17 protein-coding genes and 1 tRNA gene are annotated in these 15,013 nt (G+C 75.0%); 11 read left to right on the top strand and 7 right to left on the bottom strand.

Features of this window, described 5'->3' with window-relative positions:
- Window positions 1-7: 7 nt before the first annotated feature.
- Window positions 8-787 (bottom strand): DUF1707 SHOCT-like domain-containing protein, encoded by a 780-nt coding sequence (locus BLU42_RS15785; RefSeq protein ID WP_157720010.1) that lies wholly within the window; start codon window positions 785-787, stop codon window positions 8-10.
- A gap of 166 nt (window positions 788-953) precedes the next feature.
- On the opposite strand from BLU42_RS15785, the gene BLU42_RS15780 reads away from it, so the two are divergent.
- Together BLU42_RS15780 and BLU42_RS15775 are read left to right on the top strand one after the other, a co-directional pair.
- Window positions 954-1,027, top strand: a tRNA-Gly gene (locus tag BLU42_RS15780).
- A 187-nt stretch (window positions 1,028-1,214) separates the two neighbouring features.
- The gene (locus BLU42_RS15775; protein ID WP_091076378.1) at window positions 1,215-1,418 is read left to right on the top strand and encodes a hypothetical protein; all 204 of its coding nucleotides are present in this window, start codon (window positions 1,215-1,217) and stop codon (window positions 1,416-1,418) included.
- Between the two features lie 20 nt (window positions 1,419-1,438).
- Here the strand turns inward: BLU42_RS15775 and BLU42_RS15770 are convergent, their stop codons facing one another.
- Together BLU42_RS15770 and BLU42_RS15765 are read right to left on the bottom strand one after the other, a co-directional pair.
- Window positions 1,439-1,915: a hypothetical protein gene (locus BLU42_RS15770; RefSeq protein WP_091076374.1), complete on the bottom strand. Its 477-nt coding sequence runs from the start codon at window positions 1,913-1,915 to the stop codon at window positions 1,439-1,441.
- A gap of 56 nt (window positions 1,916-1,971) precedes the next feature.
- Window positions 1,972-2,298 carry a putative quinol monooxygenase gene (locus tag BLU42_RS15765; RefSeq protein WP_091076371.1) on the bottom strand — a complete coding sequence of 109 codons (327 nt, stop codon included), beginning with the start codon at window positions 2,296-2,298 and terminating at the stop codon, window positions 1,972-1,974.
- 134 nt (window positions 2,299-2,432) lie between these two features.
- Between BLU42_RS15765 and BLU42_RS15760 the strand changes: the two genes are divergently transcribed.
- Genes BLU42_RS15760 through BLU42_RS15750 form a run of 3 tightly spaced genes read left to right on the top strand, consistent with a single transcriptional unit; the run spans window position 2,433 to window position 5,360 of the window.
- Window positions 2,433-3,854 (top strand): FAD-binding oxidoreductase, encoded by a 1,422-nt coding sequence (locus BLU42_RS15760; RefSeq protein ID WP_197680469.1) that lies wholly within the window; start codon window positions 2,433-2,435, stop codon window positions 3,852-3,854.
- A complete protein-coding gene (locus BLU42_RS15755; RefSeq protein ID WP_091076367.1) occupies window positions 3,851-5,086 on the top strand; it encodes a (Fe-S)-binding protein in 1,236 nt (411 codons plus the stop codon). Before BLU42_RS15760 ends, BLU42_RS15755 begins: the two co-directional genes overlap by 4 nt.
- A gap of 25 nt (window positions 5,087-5,111) precedes the next feature.
- Window positions 5,112-5,360 carry a hypothetical protein gene (locus tag BLU42_RS15750; RefSeq protein WP_091076363.1) on the top strand — a complete coding sequence of 83 codons (249 nt, stop codon included), beginning with the start codon at window positions 5,112-5,114 and terminating at the stop codon, window positions 5,358-5,360.
- 16 nt (window positions 5,361-5,376) lie between these two features.
- Here the strand turns inward: BLU42_RS15750 and BLU42_RS15745 are convergent, their stop codons facing one another.
- Window positions 5,377-6,390 carry a Rossmann-fold NAD(P)-binding domain-containing protein gene (locus BLU42_RS15745; protein WP_091076360.1) on the bottom strand — a complete coding sequence of 338 codons (1,014 nt, stop codon included), beginning with the start codon at window positions 6,388-6,390 and terminating at the stop codon, window positions 5,377-5,379.
- Between the two features lie 142 nt (window positions 6,391-6,532).
- Here BLU42_RS15745 and BLU42_RS15740 point away from each other — a divergent pair, with 142 nt between their 5' ends.
- The 4 genes from BLU42_RS15740 to BLU42_RS15725 all read left to right on the top strand — a co-directional run bounded on the left by BLU42_RS15740 (window position 6,533) and on the right by BLU42_RS15725 (window position 10,697).
- Window positions 6,533-7,015 carry a pyridoxamine 5'-phosphate oxidase family protein gene (locus BLU42_RS15740; protein WP_091076357.1) on the top strand — a complete coding sequence of 161 codons (483 nt, stop codon included), beginning with the start codon at window positions 6,533-6,535 and terminating at the stop codon, window positions 7,013-7,015.
- A gap of 204 nt (window positions 7,016-7,219) precedes the next feature.
- Entirely contained in the window at window positions 7,220-7,834 is a 615-nt protein-coding gene (locus tag BLU42_RS15735; protein WP_091076353.1) for a TetR/AcrR family transcriptional regulator, read from the top strand.
- Window positions 7,831-8,511, top strand: coding sequence for an ATP-binding cassette domain-containing protein (locus BLU42_RS15730; RefSeq protein ID WP_157720009.1), 681 nt, complete (start codon window positions 7,831-7,833; stop codon window positions 8,509-8,511). Before BLU42_RS15735 ends, BLU42_RS15730 begins: the two co-directional genes overlap by 4 nt.
- Window positions 8,511-10,697, top strand: coding sequence for a YhgE/Pip domain-containing protein (locus BLU42_RS15725; RefSeq protein WP_197680468.1), 2,187 nt, complete (start codon window positions 8,511-8,513; stop codon window positions 10,695-10,697). Before BLU42_RS15730 ends, BLU42_RS15725 begins: the two co-directional genes overlap by 1 nt.
- 152 nt (window positions 10,698-10,849) lie before the next feature.
- Here the strand turns inward: BLU42_RS15725 and BLU42_RS15720 are convergent, their stop codons facing one another.
- Entirely contained in the window at window positions 10,850-11,881 is a 1,032-nt protein-coding gene (locus BLU42_RS15720) for a class I SAM-dependent methyltransferase (RefSeq protein WP_091076347.1), read from the bottom strand.
- Window positions 11,882-12,030: 149 nt separating this feature from the next.
- On the opposite strand from BLU42_RS15720, the gene BLU42_RS15715 reads away from it, so the two are divergent.
- On the top strand, window positions 12,031-12,906 hold the full coding sequence (locus BLU42_RS15715; protein ID WP_091076343.1) for a siderophore-interacting protein: 876 nt from the start codon (window positions 12,031-12,033) through the stop codon (window positions 12,904-12,906).
- Between the two features lie 42 nt (window positions 12,907-12,948).
- On the opposite strand, the gene BLU42_RS21195 is transcribed toward BLU42_RS15715, so the two are convergent.
- Entirely contained in the window at window positions 12,949-13,251 is a 303-nt protein-coding gene (locus tag BLU42_RS21195) for a hypothetical protein (protein ID WP_197680467.1), read from the bottom strand.
- A 39-nt stretch (window positions 13,252-13,290) separates the two neighbouring features.
- Entirely contained in the window at window positions 13,291-13,719 is a 429-nt protein-coding gene (locus BLU42_RS21190; protein ID WP_197680466.1) for a class I SAM-dependent methyltransferase, read from the bottom strand.
- A gap of 79 nt (window positions 13,720-13,798) precedes the next feature.
- Between BLU42_RS21190 and BLU42_RS15705 the strand changes: the two genes are divergently transcribed.
- Window positions 13,799-14,974, top strand: coding sequence for an FHA domain-containing protein (locus BLU42_RS15705; RefSeq protein ID WP_091076341.1), 1,176 nt, complete (start codon window positions 13,799-13,801; stop codon window positions 14,972-14,974).
- The last annotated feature ends 39 nt before the right edge of the window (window positions 14,975-15,013 follow it).

The raw sequence follows: 15,013 nt of genomic DNA, 5'->3' as shown, positions 1-15,013 counted from the left end.
CGGGGGCTCAGCGGCCGCCGCAGCCGCCACCCCAGCCGCGGTGCTTGGCCACCCCGTCCGCCCGCGTCACGCCGCGCCCCCAGCGCTTCGGGCGCGGACCCTTCACCTCGACGCCGCCGAAGAGCACGATGCCCTTGATCACCAGGGTGGGCGCGCCCTCGACGGGCTCCCCGAGGTTCTTGACCTCGGTCCCGCCGAGGATGTTCACGGTCTCGCTGCGGACGGTGATGCCGGCCGGGACCTTGAGGTCGATCCCGCCGAAGCAGGCCTGCACGTTGAGCTCGACGACGGGGGCGTCGAAGTCGGCCTCGCGCAGGTCGAGGTCGACGCCGCCGAAGACCGCCGTGACCTGGCTGCGGGCCCGCACGCGCCAGCGGCCCTTGCGCTCCACGCCGCCGAAGACGGCGATCATGCGGTCGACCTCGGTGTTGCTCCCGGTCCCCACGACGAAGGTCGACGGCGTCGAGGCGACGCTGGCCGACGGTGCGTCGAGCGGCACGAGGTCGGCGGTGAGGGGGATCAGGTCGTCGAACGTCCGTGCGACCACGACCCGCTCGAGGCGCTCGTCGTGCTCCTCGTGGGTGAGCCGGCCCTCGGCGTACGCGGCCGAGAGCAGGGCGGCGACCTGGTCCCGGTCGGCGTCGGAGGCCCGCAGCGAACCGCTCGCCGCAGGTCCGACACCGGTGGGTTCGGGGAGGGGCGCGTCCGACGCTGCGTGGGTCGGAGGGTGGTCCTGCGCACGGCCCGCCGCGGTGGTCGGGCCGGTCATCGGGGTCCAGGTGCTCACGGGCTCACGCTAGGACTGCTCCCGGTGCGTTGGCGAGGGTCGAGGAGCGGCTTCAGGGTCGCCTCGGGGACCACCCCGGCGGCGGTCGGACGAGACCGCGGCCAGGTTCCGGTAGACTCCTGCGCTGCCGCCTCAGACGGGCACCCCGCTCGGCCGGGGGCGGCCTGCGGACGTAGTTCAATGGCAGAACATCAGCTTCCCAAGCTGAATATGCGGGTTCGATTCCCGTCGTCCGCTCCACCACCTCGACGCGAGCGCATTCCCGTGCCCGTCGAGCGACCCTCGTCCGACCTGCGTCCGTTGCATGCGTCTACTGAGTGAGCACCACCCGGTGGCGGGGATCCCCGCCCGTGCTGGGGAACGGTAAGGTCCGGGTCTCCTCGACGCCGCCGACCAGGTCGCCGTCCCCATGCCCAGGAGCCCGACCATGTGGGTGTTCTTCACGTCCCGGCTGCGCCAGTGGCTGGTCGTCGCCGTCGCCGTGCCGCTCGCCACCGTGCTGGTCCGCACGATCCGTCGCCGCATCGAGAAGAAGACCGGGGAGACGCGCCTGACCCGCGGCCTCGGGCACGTCGAGGACCTCGGCCGCCGCAAGGAGCGCAGGCAGCCCGAGCGCGACCGGCGGCGCTGAGCCCGTCCGGCCGGCGCCGGTCAGGCTCCCGGGCGTCCCTCGCGACGACGTGGCCGACGCAGCCGGGCGGCGACCGCACGCAGCAGGCGCCCGGCTCGCTGCAGGAGGTCCCGGCCACGCGACCAGCGGGGCAGTACGTCGTCGGCCCCGCCGAGCAGGGCGACCGCGAGTCGGCGTACGCGGGAGGCCAGGTCGTCGTTCTCGACGTCCCACACCTCGTACGTCCGCCCGGCCACCCGCGCCACGTCCAGGTGGCGGCCCAGGACGACGACGTGGTCGGCCTCGGTGAGCGCGTGCGCGCTCAGGCGCTCCTCGCTCGCCGGGTTGAGGCCCATCTGCACGAGGATGTCGTCGCCGCGCCCGCCCCGCTCCGGGCGCTGCGCGGCGGCGGTGCGGATCTCGACCTGCTCGCCGACCAGGCTCCGCAGCAGGCTTGCCGCGATCTCGGGCGAGCTCGCGTCGTCGCCGACGAAGAGGACCCGCGGCCGCGCCTGCACGGCGCCACTCTGCCCGTCCGGGCCGGGCGCCGCCAGGCGGCGGGCCGTCCGCCCCGTCAGCGGCGCGGCTGGATCTCGGCCATCTCGTTCCAGCCGGTCGCGGCGATGTCCTCGCTGATGATCTTGGGCGTCGCGCTCACGTAGTCCGGGAGCTTGTCGACCGCGGCCTTGAAGTGGTCGCTCCTCACGTGCTCGCCGCCGGCGTCGCCGTCGCGGAACCCCTCGACGAGCACCCACTCGTTGGGGTCGTCGGCGCTGCGCGACCAGTCGAAGAAGACGTTGCCGGGTTCACCGCGCGTGCCCTCGGTGAAGTCGTCCACGACCGAGCGCCAGTCGTCGGCGTACTCGGGACGGACGGGCCACTTGACGACGATGAAGATCACGGGTGCTCCTTCACAGGGTGCGGACGCCGGACACTCTGCCGCGTCGGCGTGCGGACGCCCGGGCCGGGGTTCGTACGCTGTCGTCGTCGCCGGTGACCTCGTCGGCGCGGTCGGGTCCGAGCGGGAGGTGTCGCGTGCCGAAGGCCAGGCAGCTGCTCGACGCCGTCCGGCCCGGCGGACCGGCGCGCGGCCTGGTCGCCGACCTCGCCGACGTCGTCGGGCGTGACCACGTGCGCTGGACCGCGGGCGACGTGGCGCCGTTCGGCCACGACGCGACGCCGCTCTTCTCCGGGCGGCCGGACGTCGTCGTCTTCCCCGGGAGCACCGCCGAGGTCGCCGCGGTGCTGCGGGTCGCGTCGGCCGCGGGCGTGCCCGTCGTGCCCCGGGGCGCCGGCTCGAACCTCTCCGCGGGCACGGTCCCGCTGCGCGGCGGCGTCGTCCTCGTCCTGACCCGGCTCGACCGGGTGCTCGAGGTGAGCCGAGACGAGCTGCTCGTGGTCGCCCAGGCCGGCGCCAGCACCGCCGAGGTCGCGGCCGCGGCGGGGGATCAGGGCCTGCTCTTCGCGCCGGACCCCGGCAGCCGGACCGTCTCGACCGTCGGCGGCAACGTCGCCACCTGCGCCGGCGGGCTGCGGGGCCTCAAGTACGGCGTCACGCGCAACTACGTGCTCGGGCTGGAGGTCGTGCTGCCCACCGGCGAGGTGATCCGGACCGGCGGGCGGCTGTGGAAGGACGTGGCCGGCTACGACCTCACGCGGCTGCTCACCGGCTCGGAGGGCACGCTCGGCGTCATCACCGAGGTGACCCTCGCCCTGCTGCCGATGCCGGCGACCGCCAGCACCGGGGTCGCGTACTTCGACGACCTCGCCGCCGCCAGCCGGGCGGTCACCGCGATCCTCCGGGCCGGCATCGTGCCCGCGACGCTGGAGTTCCTCGACGCGACCTGCATCGCCGCGGTCGAGGACTTCGCGCACCTCGGCCTGAGGACCGACGCGGGCGCGCTGCTGCTCTTCGGCGACGACGGGGAGGCCGACGCCGTCGCGCGGGACCTCGGACGGATGGGTGACCTGTGCACCGAGCACTGCGCGCTCGACGTGACGCTGGCCCGCGAGGTCGCCGAGTCCGAAGCGCTGCTCAGTGCGCGCCGCTGCACGCTCCCCGCCCTCTCGCGCGTCGACTCGCTGCTCGTCCTCGAGGACGTGACGGTTCCGCGGCCACGGCTGCCGGAGATGGTCGACCGGATCACCGACGTGGCCCGGCGCCACGACCTGACCATCGGGACCTTCGGGCACGCCGGCGACGGGAACCTGCACCCGACGGCCGTGCTCGACGTCCACGACGAGGCCGCCGTGGAGCGGACGCACGCGGCCTTCGCCGAGATCTTCGCCGCGGCGATCGAGCTCGACGGGACCATCACCGGCGAGCACGGCGTCGGCGCCGCCAAGCTGCCCTACCTCCGCGCCCGGCTCGGCGACGACCAGCTCGCCCTGCTGCGGCGCATCAAGACCGCCTTCGACCCGGCCGGGATCCTCAACCCCGGCAAGCTCGGCTCGTGAGCGACGAGGGCGGGTCGGCCGAGCCGGAGGGCCGCGGCATCTTCCCCGCCGAGCTGCTCGACCGCTGCATCTCGTGCGGCTTCTGCCTGCCGGCCTGCCCGACGTACGCGATCACCAAGGAGGAGAAGTCCTCCCCACGCGGCCGGATCGGGCTCATGCGGATGCTCGAGACCGGCGAGCTCGACCCCGACGACGCGACGCTGCAGCACGAGGCGTCCTTCTGCCTCGGCTGCCGCGCCTGCGAGCCGGTCTGCCCGGCCGGCGTCCAGTACGGCCAGCTGCTCGAGCACTGGCGCGACCACCAGTGGCGCGGGGTGCACAAGCCGCCGGTCGTCGCCGCGCTGATGGAGGCCGTCGAGCACCCGCGGCTCATCGAGACGGCCGGGCGGCTGGTGCCGCACGGCCGTGCTCCCGAGCCGGACGAGCGGACGGACGAGGAGCCGGCGAGCCTGATGCTCGGCTGCTTCGAGCGCGGCCTCTTCCCGCGGGTGAGCCGGGCGGCGCTGGAGCTGCGGCCCGAGCTCGCCTGCCCGTCCGACCAGGGCTGCTGCGGCGCGCTGCACGCCCACAACGGCGACAGCGCCACCGGCGTCGCGCTCGCCGAGGCCCTTGGCGAGCGGCTGCCGGGCACGATCGTCACGACTGCCGGCGGCTGCGCCGGGCACCTCGCCCACGTGCTCGGCGACCGCGTGCAGGAGCTGTCGGCGTACGTCGCCGCCCACCCGCAGGACGGGCCTGACGGCGAGGTCCTCGTCGACGGGCGGCGGGCCCGCGTCGGGTTGCAGGACTCCTGCCACCTGCGCAACGGGCTCGGGGTCTGGGAGGAGCCCCGCGCGCTCGTCGCCGCGGTGGCCGACTACGTCGAGGTGCCCGGCGCCGCCTCGTGCTGCGGCTCGGCCGGGTCGTACTCGCTGCTCCGCCCGCGCGACAGCCGCCGCGTGCTCGCGCCCAAGCTCGACGCGATCGAGGCGCTGGACCTCGACTACCTCGTCACGGTCAACCCGGGCTGCCAGCGCCAGCTCGTGACCGGCCTGCGACGCCGCCGCTCTCGTACGCGGGTGCTGTCGCTCGCCGAGCTGCTCGTGATGGCCCGGGGCGGCCCGGCCCCGCGGCGCCGGTCCTGGCGCCGGCGCACGACGGGTCCCGAGGACGAACCCGCACCGCTCGCGGCGCACCTGAACGACCGCCCGGCGCCCGACGACCCCGGAGCAGCAGGGGCCGGCCTGGCCTGAGACCGGCCCGGGTGAAGATGGGCGGGTGCTGCACAACGGGATGCTGATCGTCGGGTTCGACCTGGACCGCAACGTCTGGACGGCCAAGGTGCCCGACCAGGACCCGCTGGTCGGCTGGCCGGCGGTCTTCGACTACCTGAACCGGCAGGGCTACCGGATCGTCTCGTCCTGCGTCGACTACTACGACGCCCGCGTGGCCACCGACGTCACGCCGCCGTCCCCGACGTCGCTGGACGCCCGCATCTACCGCCTGTTCATCGTCCGCGAGGGCTGAGCCCGCCTGCCGGCGCTCAGGACCGGCCTACGAGGTCGACCAGGTCCGGCTCGAGGCGGGCGAAGGTCCCGTCGGTCAGCGCCGCCTCGTCGGCCTCCCGCGCCCAGGCCAGCGTGCCGGCGGCCAGGGCCAGCGGCGAGGAGAACTCCAGCCCGGCCGCCAGCGCCTTCGACGAGTCGATGGCCAGCTGGGGGATCTGGTCCTCGGGGAACCAGAGCGGGCGCTCCTCCTCGTCGACGCCGAGGAGCTTGCGCCGCATGAGGTCCTCGGGCGCGACGACCGTGTCGAGGTCCGCCAGCGAACCGGCACCCGCCGCGACCGCGCACGCGTCGAGCACCTCGCGCAGGGTGTCCGGACGGCCCGGGCCGACGGCGTTGTACGTGCCGCCGCGGCCCTCGGCGAGCATGCGGACCGACCAGGCCGCGATGCTGCGGGCGTCGGAGTACTGCACCGCGCGGTCGAGGTCGCCGGGCAGCAGGACCGTACGGCCCAGGGTGCCGTCGAGCGCGCCGGCGATCCGCACAAGCCAGTAGGTGTAACGCGTCGAGCGCGGGCCGACCATGATCCCGACGCGCGGGAAGAACGCGCGCTCCCCGAACCGCTCCCGCACGGCCGCCTCGCCCGCGAGCTTGGCCAGCGAACGTTCCTGCAGCCGGTCGGTCTCCAGCCCCGCCGTGCGTACGGGCGCGGTCTCGTCGGGCACGTCGGGCCCGGTGGGCGCGTAGACGCTCATCCCGGACACGTAGCCGTAGGTGCCGACCGAGCCGGCGAGCAGGGCGGTCGTCGCCGCGATGGCCGGCGCGCCGTCGTCGGTGTCGTTGAAGGTGTCGAAGACGCCGTCCCACTCGCGCCCGCGCAGCCCGGCCAGCCCGTCCTCACCGCCCTGCCGGTCACCGGTCACCACGTCCACCCCGTCGACCGGCGCCCGGCCCGACCGGCTGAAGACCGTCACGTCGTGCCCCGCGGCCAGGGCCGCCGTGACCACGTGGAAGCCGAGGAAACCGCCGCCGCCCAGGACGAGGAGTCGCATGCCGCGAGGGTAGGCCGTGAGCCCTCCGGCGGACGGCCCGCCGGGGCGCCCACCCCCGATGGGTAGCGTTCGTGGGGAGAGCGCGGCCCCCGACGTGCGACCCCCAGCACCCATCCCTGCCCCGCACCGAGAGGACGCCGCCATGGCCACCCAGGACGAGATCGCCAAGCTGGTCGAGCTGACCAAGGACATCAAGATCGCCATGCTCACGACCGTCGAGGAGGACGGCGCCTTCGCCGCCCGCCCGATGGCCCAGCAGGAGGTCGAGGCCGACGGTTCGCTCTACTTCTTCACCGAGCGCGACTCCAACATCGTGCGCAACGTCGCGGCGAACCCGCACGTCGGCGTCGCGCTCAGCTCGGCCGACACGTGGGTGTCGATCAGCGGCGTCGCCCGCCTGGTCGACGACGTGGCCAAGAAGAAGCAGCTCTGGAACGCCGGCGTCGAGGCCTGGCTCCCCCAGGGCCCCGAGAGCGAGGACGTCGCGCTGCTGCACGTCGAGAGCGACTCCGCGGAGTACTGGGACACCCCCGGTGGCCGCGTCGCGACGATCTTCAGCTTCGTGAAGTCCAAGGCGACCGGCGAGCCGTTCGACGGCGCCGAGGTCAAGAAGCTCGACCTCTGACGCTGCTCGGCTGACCCAGCCCTTCCTCCGCCGAGCGGTAGGTTGCCGCGCCTTCTCACCCCGAAAGCGCGCCGCAACCTACCGCTCGGCGGTTCGGGGGAGGGGGCTCCCTGGGAGCCGGGAACGACGTGCCCGAGATCACTCGATACCCGGGGTACTGAAACCGGCTCCTGCTCGATACCCTAGGTATCGAAGGGAGTCGCCATGACCACGAGCACGCGTGTCCGGCCGCTGCGGGCCGACGTCCGCGACCAGATCCTCGCCGCGGCGGGGGAGGAGTTCGTCGAGCGCGGGTACGCCGGCACCTCGGTCGCGCAGGTCGCCGCCCGGGCGGGCTTCACCAAGGGCGCGGTCTACTCCAACTTCGGCGGCAAGCCCGAGCTCTTCGTGGCCGCGGTGCAGCAGTACTTCGCCGAGACCGTCGTCGGGGCCGTGGCCGAGACGCTGGGCGCGGCCGCCTCGACGCCCGGCGAGCCGCGTACGCGGGCGATGGCCCACGCGCTCGCCGACAGCGTCCTGCGCGGCGAGCGGTGGCCGGTGCTGCTCGCCGAGTTCCGGACGGTCGCGACGCAGCAGCCCGAGCTCGCCGCCGTGTACGCCGAGCTCCGGCTCGCGCAGCGCGCGCAGCTCGTCGAGGCCCTCCGCTCCGCCGCCGAGCAGGTCCCGCTGCGCGAGGGGCTCGACCTCGAGGTCGCCGCGGCCCTCCTGCTGACCTGCGTGCAGGGTCTCTCCGTCGAGGGGGTCGCCGCGCCCGAGGCGATGCCGCGCCCGCTCGCCGAGGCCCTCTTCGCCCACGTCCTCGACGGGATCCTCGCGTGAGCGCCGCTCCCGAGCAGGCGCCCGTGCCCGTCGTCGAGGCCGAGGGTCTGAGCCTGGTCGGGCCGGAGGGCCCGGTGTTCACCGACGTCTCCCTGGCCGTCCTCCCCGCCCGGGCGACGCTGCTCGTCGGCACCTCCGGCACCGGGCGCTCGAGCCTGCTGCTCGCGCTGTGCGGACGGATGCGCGGCACCACCGGGAGCCTGCGCCGCCAGGGCCGCCCCGTCCGGTCCGGCCGCGACCTGAAGAACCTGCGCCGCGCGAGCGCGGTGGCCCGGGCGTCGACGTTCGTGGTGCCGGAGGCGCGGCTCAGCGTGGCGCAGTCCGTCGCCGAACGTGCTCTTCTGGACGGCGTCCGTCCGGCCGCCGCCGACCGGGCCTTCGCCGCCGCCGAGGAGCTCCTCGACGTCCGGCTCGACCGCGGCGCGCTCGTCGAGCAGCTGCCCGCGTACGAGGTGGCCGGCCTCTGCGTCGCGCTCGCCCTCGTGCGCCCGGCCGAGCTCGTCGTGCTCGACGACCTCGACGCCGACCTCGACCTCACCGACCAGCGGCGCCTGCTCGACGGGCTCGTCCGGCTCGCCGCCACCGGTCCCGCCGTCCTCGCCACGACGACCGAACCACGCTCGGCCCACCCCGACGCCCTGCTCGTCCGCCTCGCTCCGCCCCAGAAGGTCTCCTGATGGCTACACCGTCCGACACCGTCACGCAGCCCGTCACCCGGGTGCCCCGCCTACCGCTGCTCGGCCGCTTCGAGCTGCTGCGGTTCAAGGGCCGCCTGCCCAGGCTGGCGCTGGTGTTCGTGCTGCTCGTGCCGCTGCTCTACGGCGCCATCTACCTCGCCGCGAACTGGGACCCCTACGGCAGGCTCGACCGCCTGCCCGTCGCCGTGGTCAACGCCGACACCGGGACCACGTACGGCAGGACGGCCATCCACGCGGGTGACGACTTCGTCGAGAACCTGCACACCCAGCACAACTTCGACTACGTCGACGTCGACGCCGCCGAGGCCGACCGCGGCCTGCGCGAGGGCGACTACTACCTGGCGATCACGGTGCCCGCCGACTTCTCCCGCGACCTCGTGAGCGGCCAGGGCGACGACCCGCAGCGGGCCGGGATCATGCTGCGCCGCAACGACGCCAACGGCTTCGTCATCGGCAGCATCACCAACAGCGCGCAGAACGCCATCGCCCGCTCGGTCGACGAGTCGGCGAGCGCCAGCTACTTCGACGCCGTCTTCGCGAACCTCGCCAAGATCAGGAGCGGGCTGCAGGACGCCACCGACGGTGCGGACAAGCTCCACGACGGCATCGTCTCGGCCGACGACGGCTCGGCGAAGGTCGCCGACGGCGCGAGGACGGCGGCGTCCGGGGCCGACGACCTGCACGCCGGCGCGACGCAGCTGGCCACGGGCCTGGGGACCGCGCAGAAGGGTTCCGGAGACCTGGTCACCGGGATCGACCGGCTGCACACCGGCGCCGGCCGGCTGGCCGACGGCTCCGCCCAGGTCGCCGACGGCACCCAGCAGCTGAACGACCGCGTGCAGCCCGTGCTCAAGACCGCCGCCCGCGACCTGCCGAAGGTCGAGCGGGAGACCAAGGCCACCGCGAACGCCCTCGACGACCTCGCCCAGACCGCGGCCGGGCGTACGGGCTCCATCAGCAGCGACCTCGCGGCCGTCGACACCGCGCTGGACAGCCTGCAGGAGGACAACCCGGAGCTGGCCGACGACCCTGCCTTCCAGCGCGCGCGGCAGCGCGTCGCCGACGCGTCCGGCCGGTCCGACGAGATCGCCGGCCAGGTCAAGGACGGCGCCGCCCGGGTGCACCGCGCGAACCAGGTCGTGCAGTCGGCCGGCGACCTCGCCGCCGACGCGCGCAAGGCGAGCCGCGACCTGGACCGGCTCAACGACGGCGCGCAGAGCGTCGCCTCCGGGGCGAAGACGCTCAACAGCGGGCTCGGCGACGCCGAGTCGGGCGCCCGCCGCCTCGACTCCGGTATCGGCACCGCGGCCACCGGGGCGGTGCAGCTGCGTGACGGTGCAGGTTCGCTGGCGTCGGGGCTCGCCGACCTGTCCGGCGGCGCGTCCGACCTGCACAGCGGCCTCGGCAAGCTCGACTCCGGCTCGAAGACGCTCGCGACCCAGCTGCAGAAGGGGACCGACCGCATCCCCACGCCCACCGCCGACGAGCAGGACCGCGCCGTGCAGGTGCTCTCGTCCCCGGCCGACGTCACCATGACCGTCGACAACGCGGCCGGCGTCTACGGCCGCGGGCTCGCGCCGCTCTTCTTCTCGATCGCGCTGTGGGTGTTCGGCATCTCGGCCTTCCTCGTCGTCCGACCCATCTCGGGCCGCGCGCTGGCCGGGCGGGCGAGCGCCGTACGCCTCGGGCTCGCGGGCTGGGCGCCCGTCGGGGCCGTGGCCGTCGTCGCCGGCTGGCTGATGCTCGGCGTCGTCTGGGCGACCCTCGGGCTCGACCCGTTGCACCCCGGGCTCGCCATCGGGGTGGTCACGCTGGGCGCGGTCGCCTTCTCCGCGGTGGCCCACCTGCTGCGCACCGCGCTCGGCACGGTCGGGGCGAGCCTGCTGCTCGTGACGCTGATCCTCCAGCTCGCGGCGGCCGGCGGCACCTACCCGTCGCCGATCCTGCCCGGCTTCTTCAAGGCCATCCACCCGTTCCTGCCGATGACCTACCTCATCGACGCCTTCCGGGTCGTGGTCTCGGGCGGCCTGGCCGCCCACCTGCTGCGCGACGTCGGCATCCTCGCGGCCCTGGCTGCCGGCGCGCTGACCCTCACCGTGCTCACGGTGGCCCGGCGCCAGCAGTTCGCGGTCAAGGACCTCCACCCGCCGCTGGTCGCCCCCTAGGCGCCGGCCTCGGGCCCTGCGTACCCCGGTCTCGCAGACCACTGGTCACCTGTGGGCGTCGACCACGGCGTGTCCCGACGACAGGTGACCAGTGGTCAACGCCGGGGAGGGGCCGACGCCGGGGCCGGGGCCTGGGGCGGGGACCTGCGGGATCAGGCCGGACGGCGGGACCGCGTCACGGTGAACCTCGGCGTCTGGGTCACCACCGAGGTCGACCCCACCCGGGCGCGCAGCATCGGCAGGTAGGGCAGGTGGCTGTTCCAGACCGTCCACAGCTCGCCGCCCGGGCGCAGCGCGCGGCCGACGTCGGCGAACAGCCCGGGCGTCGTCGTGCGGTCCAGCGCCGTGCCGCGGTGGAAGGGCGGGTTGCAGACCACGAGGTCCAGCGAACCCGCCGCCACGCCCTCCAGCCCGTCGCCCCGGACGGCCTCGACCCGGTCGCCGAGCCCGTTGGCCGCCGCCGTGGCGAGCGTCGAGCGCACCGCGGCCGCCGACACGTCGAACCCTCGTACGCGGGCCCGCGGCAGCGCCCGGGCGACCGCCGCGGTCAGCGAACCGTTCCCGCTCCCCAGGTCCACGACCTCGGTCGCGCCCGCGGGCAGCCGGTCCAGGACGCCGAGCAGCACCCGGGTGCCCACGTCGACCCCCGTCCCGGCGAACACGCCCCCGTACGCGGCGACGGTCAGGTCCTCCGCGTCGTCGTGCTCCTCGCGCGGCCAGGGCCTCCCCGCGCCAGCCCGCGGTCCGGAGGCGACCAGCGCCCGTGCCTTGTGGCGGCCCAGCGAGGCGCGCACCTCGCCGAAGTGGTCGGCGAGCACCTCGTTCATGCTGCGGTTCAGGTGCCGGACGAGCCCGCCGGCGAGCAGGACGACGTCCGGCTCGGCGTGCGCCGCGACCGCGCCGGCCAGCTCGTCGAGCGCCGCGAGGCTCTTCGGCAGGCGGGTCACGACGAGCCGCGCGCCGGCGAGCACCGTCGGGTCCAGCCAGCCGCCCGGCTCGAGCGAGGTCTCCGCGGCGGCCGTGCGCTCGTCGACGAGGGAGTCCGAGCACCAGGCGCGGACCTCGCTCGACCCGCCCAGCCCGCCCACGAGCGCCCCGCTCACGTCGTCGAGCACGGCGGTGGGGCGGCCGGCGTACGCCTCGGCCTCGGCGAGCAGCAGGCGGTCGACTCCGTCGGGGGACATCCGACCAGTGTCGTCGGTCCGAAGGACGGGTACGGGTGCGGGACGTCCAGGTCCCGCGCCCCGCCCTCGTCCGCGGGGTCTGCCCGTCGCTCCGAGCGTGTGCGTCACGTCATGGTGCAGCCGCCGAGAAGTTAGGTTAGCCTTACAGAATGTCCACTACCGTGACGTCCCCGGCAGCGGAGGCCCCGCGCCCGCAGCGCAAGCGGGTCGTGCGCCGCGCGACCGTCACCGCGTCGGAGTGGCTGAGCCCGTCGATGGTCCGGGTCTTCTTCACCGGGCCCGACCTGGTCTGCATGCGTGACCTGCCCTTCACCGACCACTACGTCAAGCTGCTCTTCGCCCCGGCGGGTGCCCCGTACGACTGGCCCTTCGACCCCGAGGCCGCCCGTACCGAGCACCACCCGGACCACTGGCCGGTCACGCGGACGTACACCGTCCGCAGCTACGACGCCGCGGCCAACGTCATGGCCATCGACTTCGTCGTCCACGGCGACGAGGGCCTCGCCGGGCCCTGGGCGCGGCGCGTGCAGGCGGGGGCCGAGATCGGCTTCTACGGCCCGGGCGGCGCCTTCGCGCCGGACCCCGAGGCCGACGCGCACCTGCTGATCGGCGACGAGGCGGCGCTGCCCGCCATCGCGGCCAGCCTCGAGCGGCTCGACCCGCGAGCCCGCGCCCACGTCTTCGTCGAGATCGAGTGCGACGACTGCTACCAGCCGTTGCCCGGCCCGGCCGGCAGCGTGGTCACCTGGGTGGTCCGGGGCGACCGCCCGCACGGCGAGGCGCTCGCCGAGGCCGTCCGCGCCTCGCGGCTGCCGGAGGGTTCGCTGAGCATCTTCGTGCACGGCAACGCCTACATGGTCCGCGACCTGCGCCGCTTCCTGTGCCAGGAGCAGGCGCTCCAGCGCTCGGCCACGTCGATGTCGGGCTACTGGCGTCCCGGCGCCACCGAGGACCTCTGGCAGGCGACCAAGCGCGAGTTCGCCGACGCCAACGTGACGCCGGTCCCGCTCGCCAAGACCGCCTGACCCTCGGGCGCCTCGACGCGCTCCGACCCGGGCCCGGCCGCCTCAGCGGCGTCGGGCCAGGTGCAGCCGCACGGCCGCGTCCACCTCGACCTCGTCGGGCAGCCGTGCACCGATCCGTTCCAGCAGCGCCCGACGCTCGGCGGCCGGTAGCTGCAGGTAGGCCGACAACGTCCCCAGCACCGTGAGGTGCTCGGCGCGCGTGCGCCGCACCACCCGGGCGAGGTCGTGCTCCTCGACGTCGGTGAAGCGGTCGTCCAGCTCGAGCTCGGAGCCCGGCCACCAGGTCCCCGACGCCCCGCGGCCCTCGGTCGCCCGCGTCTCGTCGGGGACCAGCGCGCGGCGCACGTCGGCGACCGCCTCCTGGAGCGCGGGGTCGACCAGCCGTCACCCGGCCCGCCCGCTGCCGAAGAGCGCCACGGTCCCGCCGGGACGCAGCAGCTCGGCCGTCCGGTCCCAGCGCACGGCCGGGTCCGTCCAGTGCCAGGCCGAGGCGGAGAAGAGCAGGTCGACGCGCCGGTGCTCGTCGGCGCGCAGGGCCTCGAACGTCGACACGACCACGGTCACCGGAAGGCCCTCCGTCGTCCGGCGGAGCACGCCGGCCATGTCCGGGTCGGGCTCGCAGGCCGTGACCGCGACGCCGCGCTGGGCGAAGAGCGTCGTCGCCTTGCCCGTGCCCGCGCCGACCTCCAGGGCCCGAACCACGGGCGGCGCCGCGTACGCCAGGACCAGGTCGGCGACCGTCTCCGGGTAGCCGAGCCGGTGCTGCTCGTACGCCTCCGCCTCGGTGCCGAACACCAGGCCGCGTTCCCTCATGTCCGCGAAGCGTACGACCGGCGCGGATACGATGCCGAGCGGTCGGAGCTCCGCGGGGGCCCACGGGCGAGGAGGTCGGATGGACGGGCAGCTGGGGCGTTGGCGCGCCACCTACACGCCTGGTTCCTGGCTCCTCCTGTGCGGCCCGGCGGCGGCCGTGGTGCTGGAGCCGGCCGACGCGAGCTGGTCGGACCTCGTCGAGACGCTGTGGGACGAGGTCGTCGCCGCCGACTCGATCGGTGACCTCGCCGCCCGTCTGGCCTGGTACCGCATCGACACGATGCCGAGCTTCGCCGCCTTCTTCTGGGGGCCCGACGGGATGCGTTCGCTGGTCCGCGGCTCGGTGTCGGTCGTCGACGCGGAGAGCGGCGACGTCGTCGCGACCGGCGAGGGCGTGCAGACCTGGGTCGAGGCCGGCCTGGGCGACCTGCGCCAGGTCCGGGTCGAGCTCCCCGCCGAGCGTCCCGACGGCGCCTACCCGCTGCCGCTGGTCGTCGGCGCGGTCGGCGTCTCCGGCGTCTTCCTCGACGCCAGCGACGGGGCGTCCCCGAGCTCCCCGCAGGGCGCCGACTCGTCCGAGGACGGGGCGGACGACGACGCGCCGGAGCCGGACGCCCTCGACGCCGGGCCTGAGACGCAGGCGCTGAGCGCCGACGAGCTCGCCGCGCTGCACGACGACGAGCTGGTCACCGGCCAGGCCGAGCCGACCGCACGGACCGCGCACGAGAACGCCGACACCCGGTGGGTGGCCGTGCCCGAGCTCCCGCTCGAGCCGCCGGCCCCGGCGGCCTCGCCCGAGCCGACGGTCAGCGCCGTCTTCTGCCCGTGGGGCCACCCGAACCCGCCCGGCTCGGGCCGCTGCCGCGTCTGCACGGCGCTCGTCGCCACCCAGGCGGCCCGGAGCGTGCCCGTCCCGACGCTCGCGGTGCTGAGGGCCAGCAACGGCGAGACCGCCGAGGTCGTGGGCTCCGTCCTCGTCGGCCGCGCCCCGGCCCGGGACCGCGCCCGCGTCGCCGACCCGGTCCTGCTCACCGTGAACAGCCCGAGCCACGACATCAGCCGCACGCACCTCGAGGTCTTCGCCTCCGGCTGGGACGTCGAGGTCGTCGACCTCAACTCGACCAACGGCACCCTCCTGGTGGGGCCCGACGGCTCGACGCGGACCCTCGCGGGCGGGGAGAGCGTGACGGCTGAGCTGGGCTCCTCGCTCGAGCTCGCGGAGGGCGTGTCCGTCAAGATCGACTTTCCCCAGTAACCTGGGGGCCGACCCCCCACGGAGCCGCACCGGTCGTCG

The organism is Microlunatus sagamiharensis, assembly GCF_900105785.1.
Lineage (GTDB): Bacteria > Actinomycetota > Actinomycetes > Propionibacteriales > Propionibacteriaceae > Microlunatus > Microlunatus sagamiharensis.
This window is presented reverse-complemented; position numbering and strand designations above follow the sequence as displayed.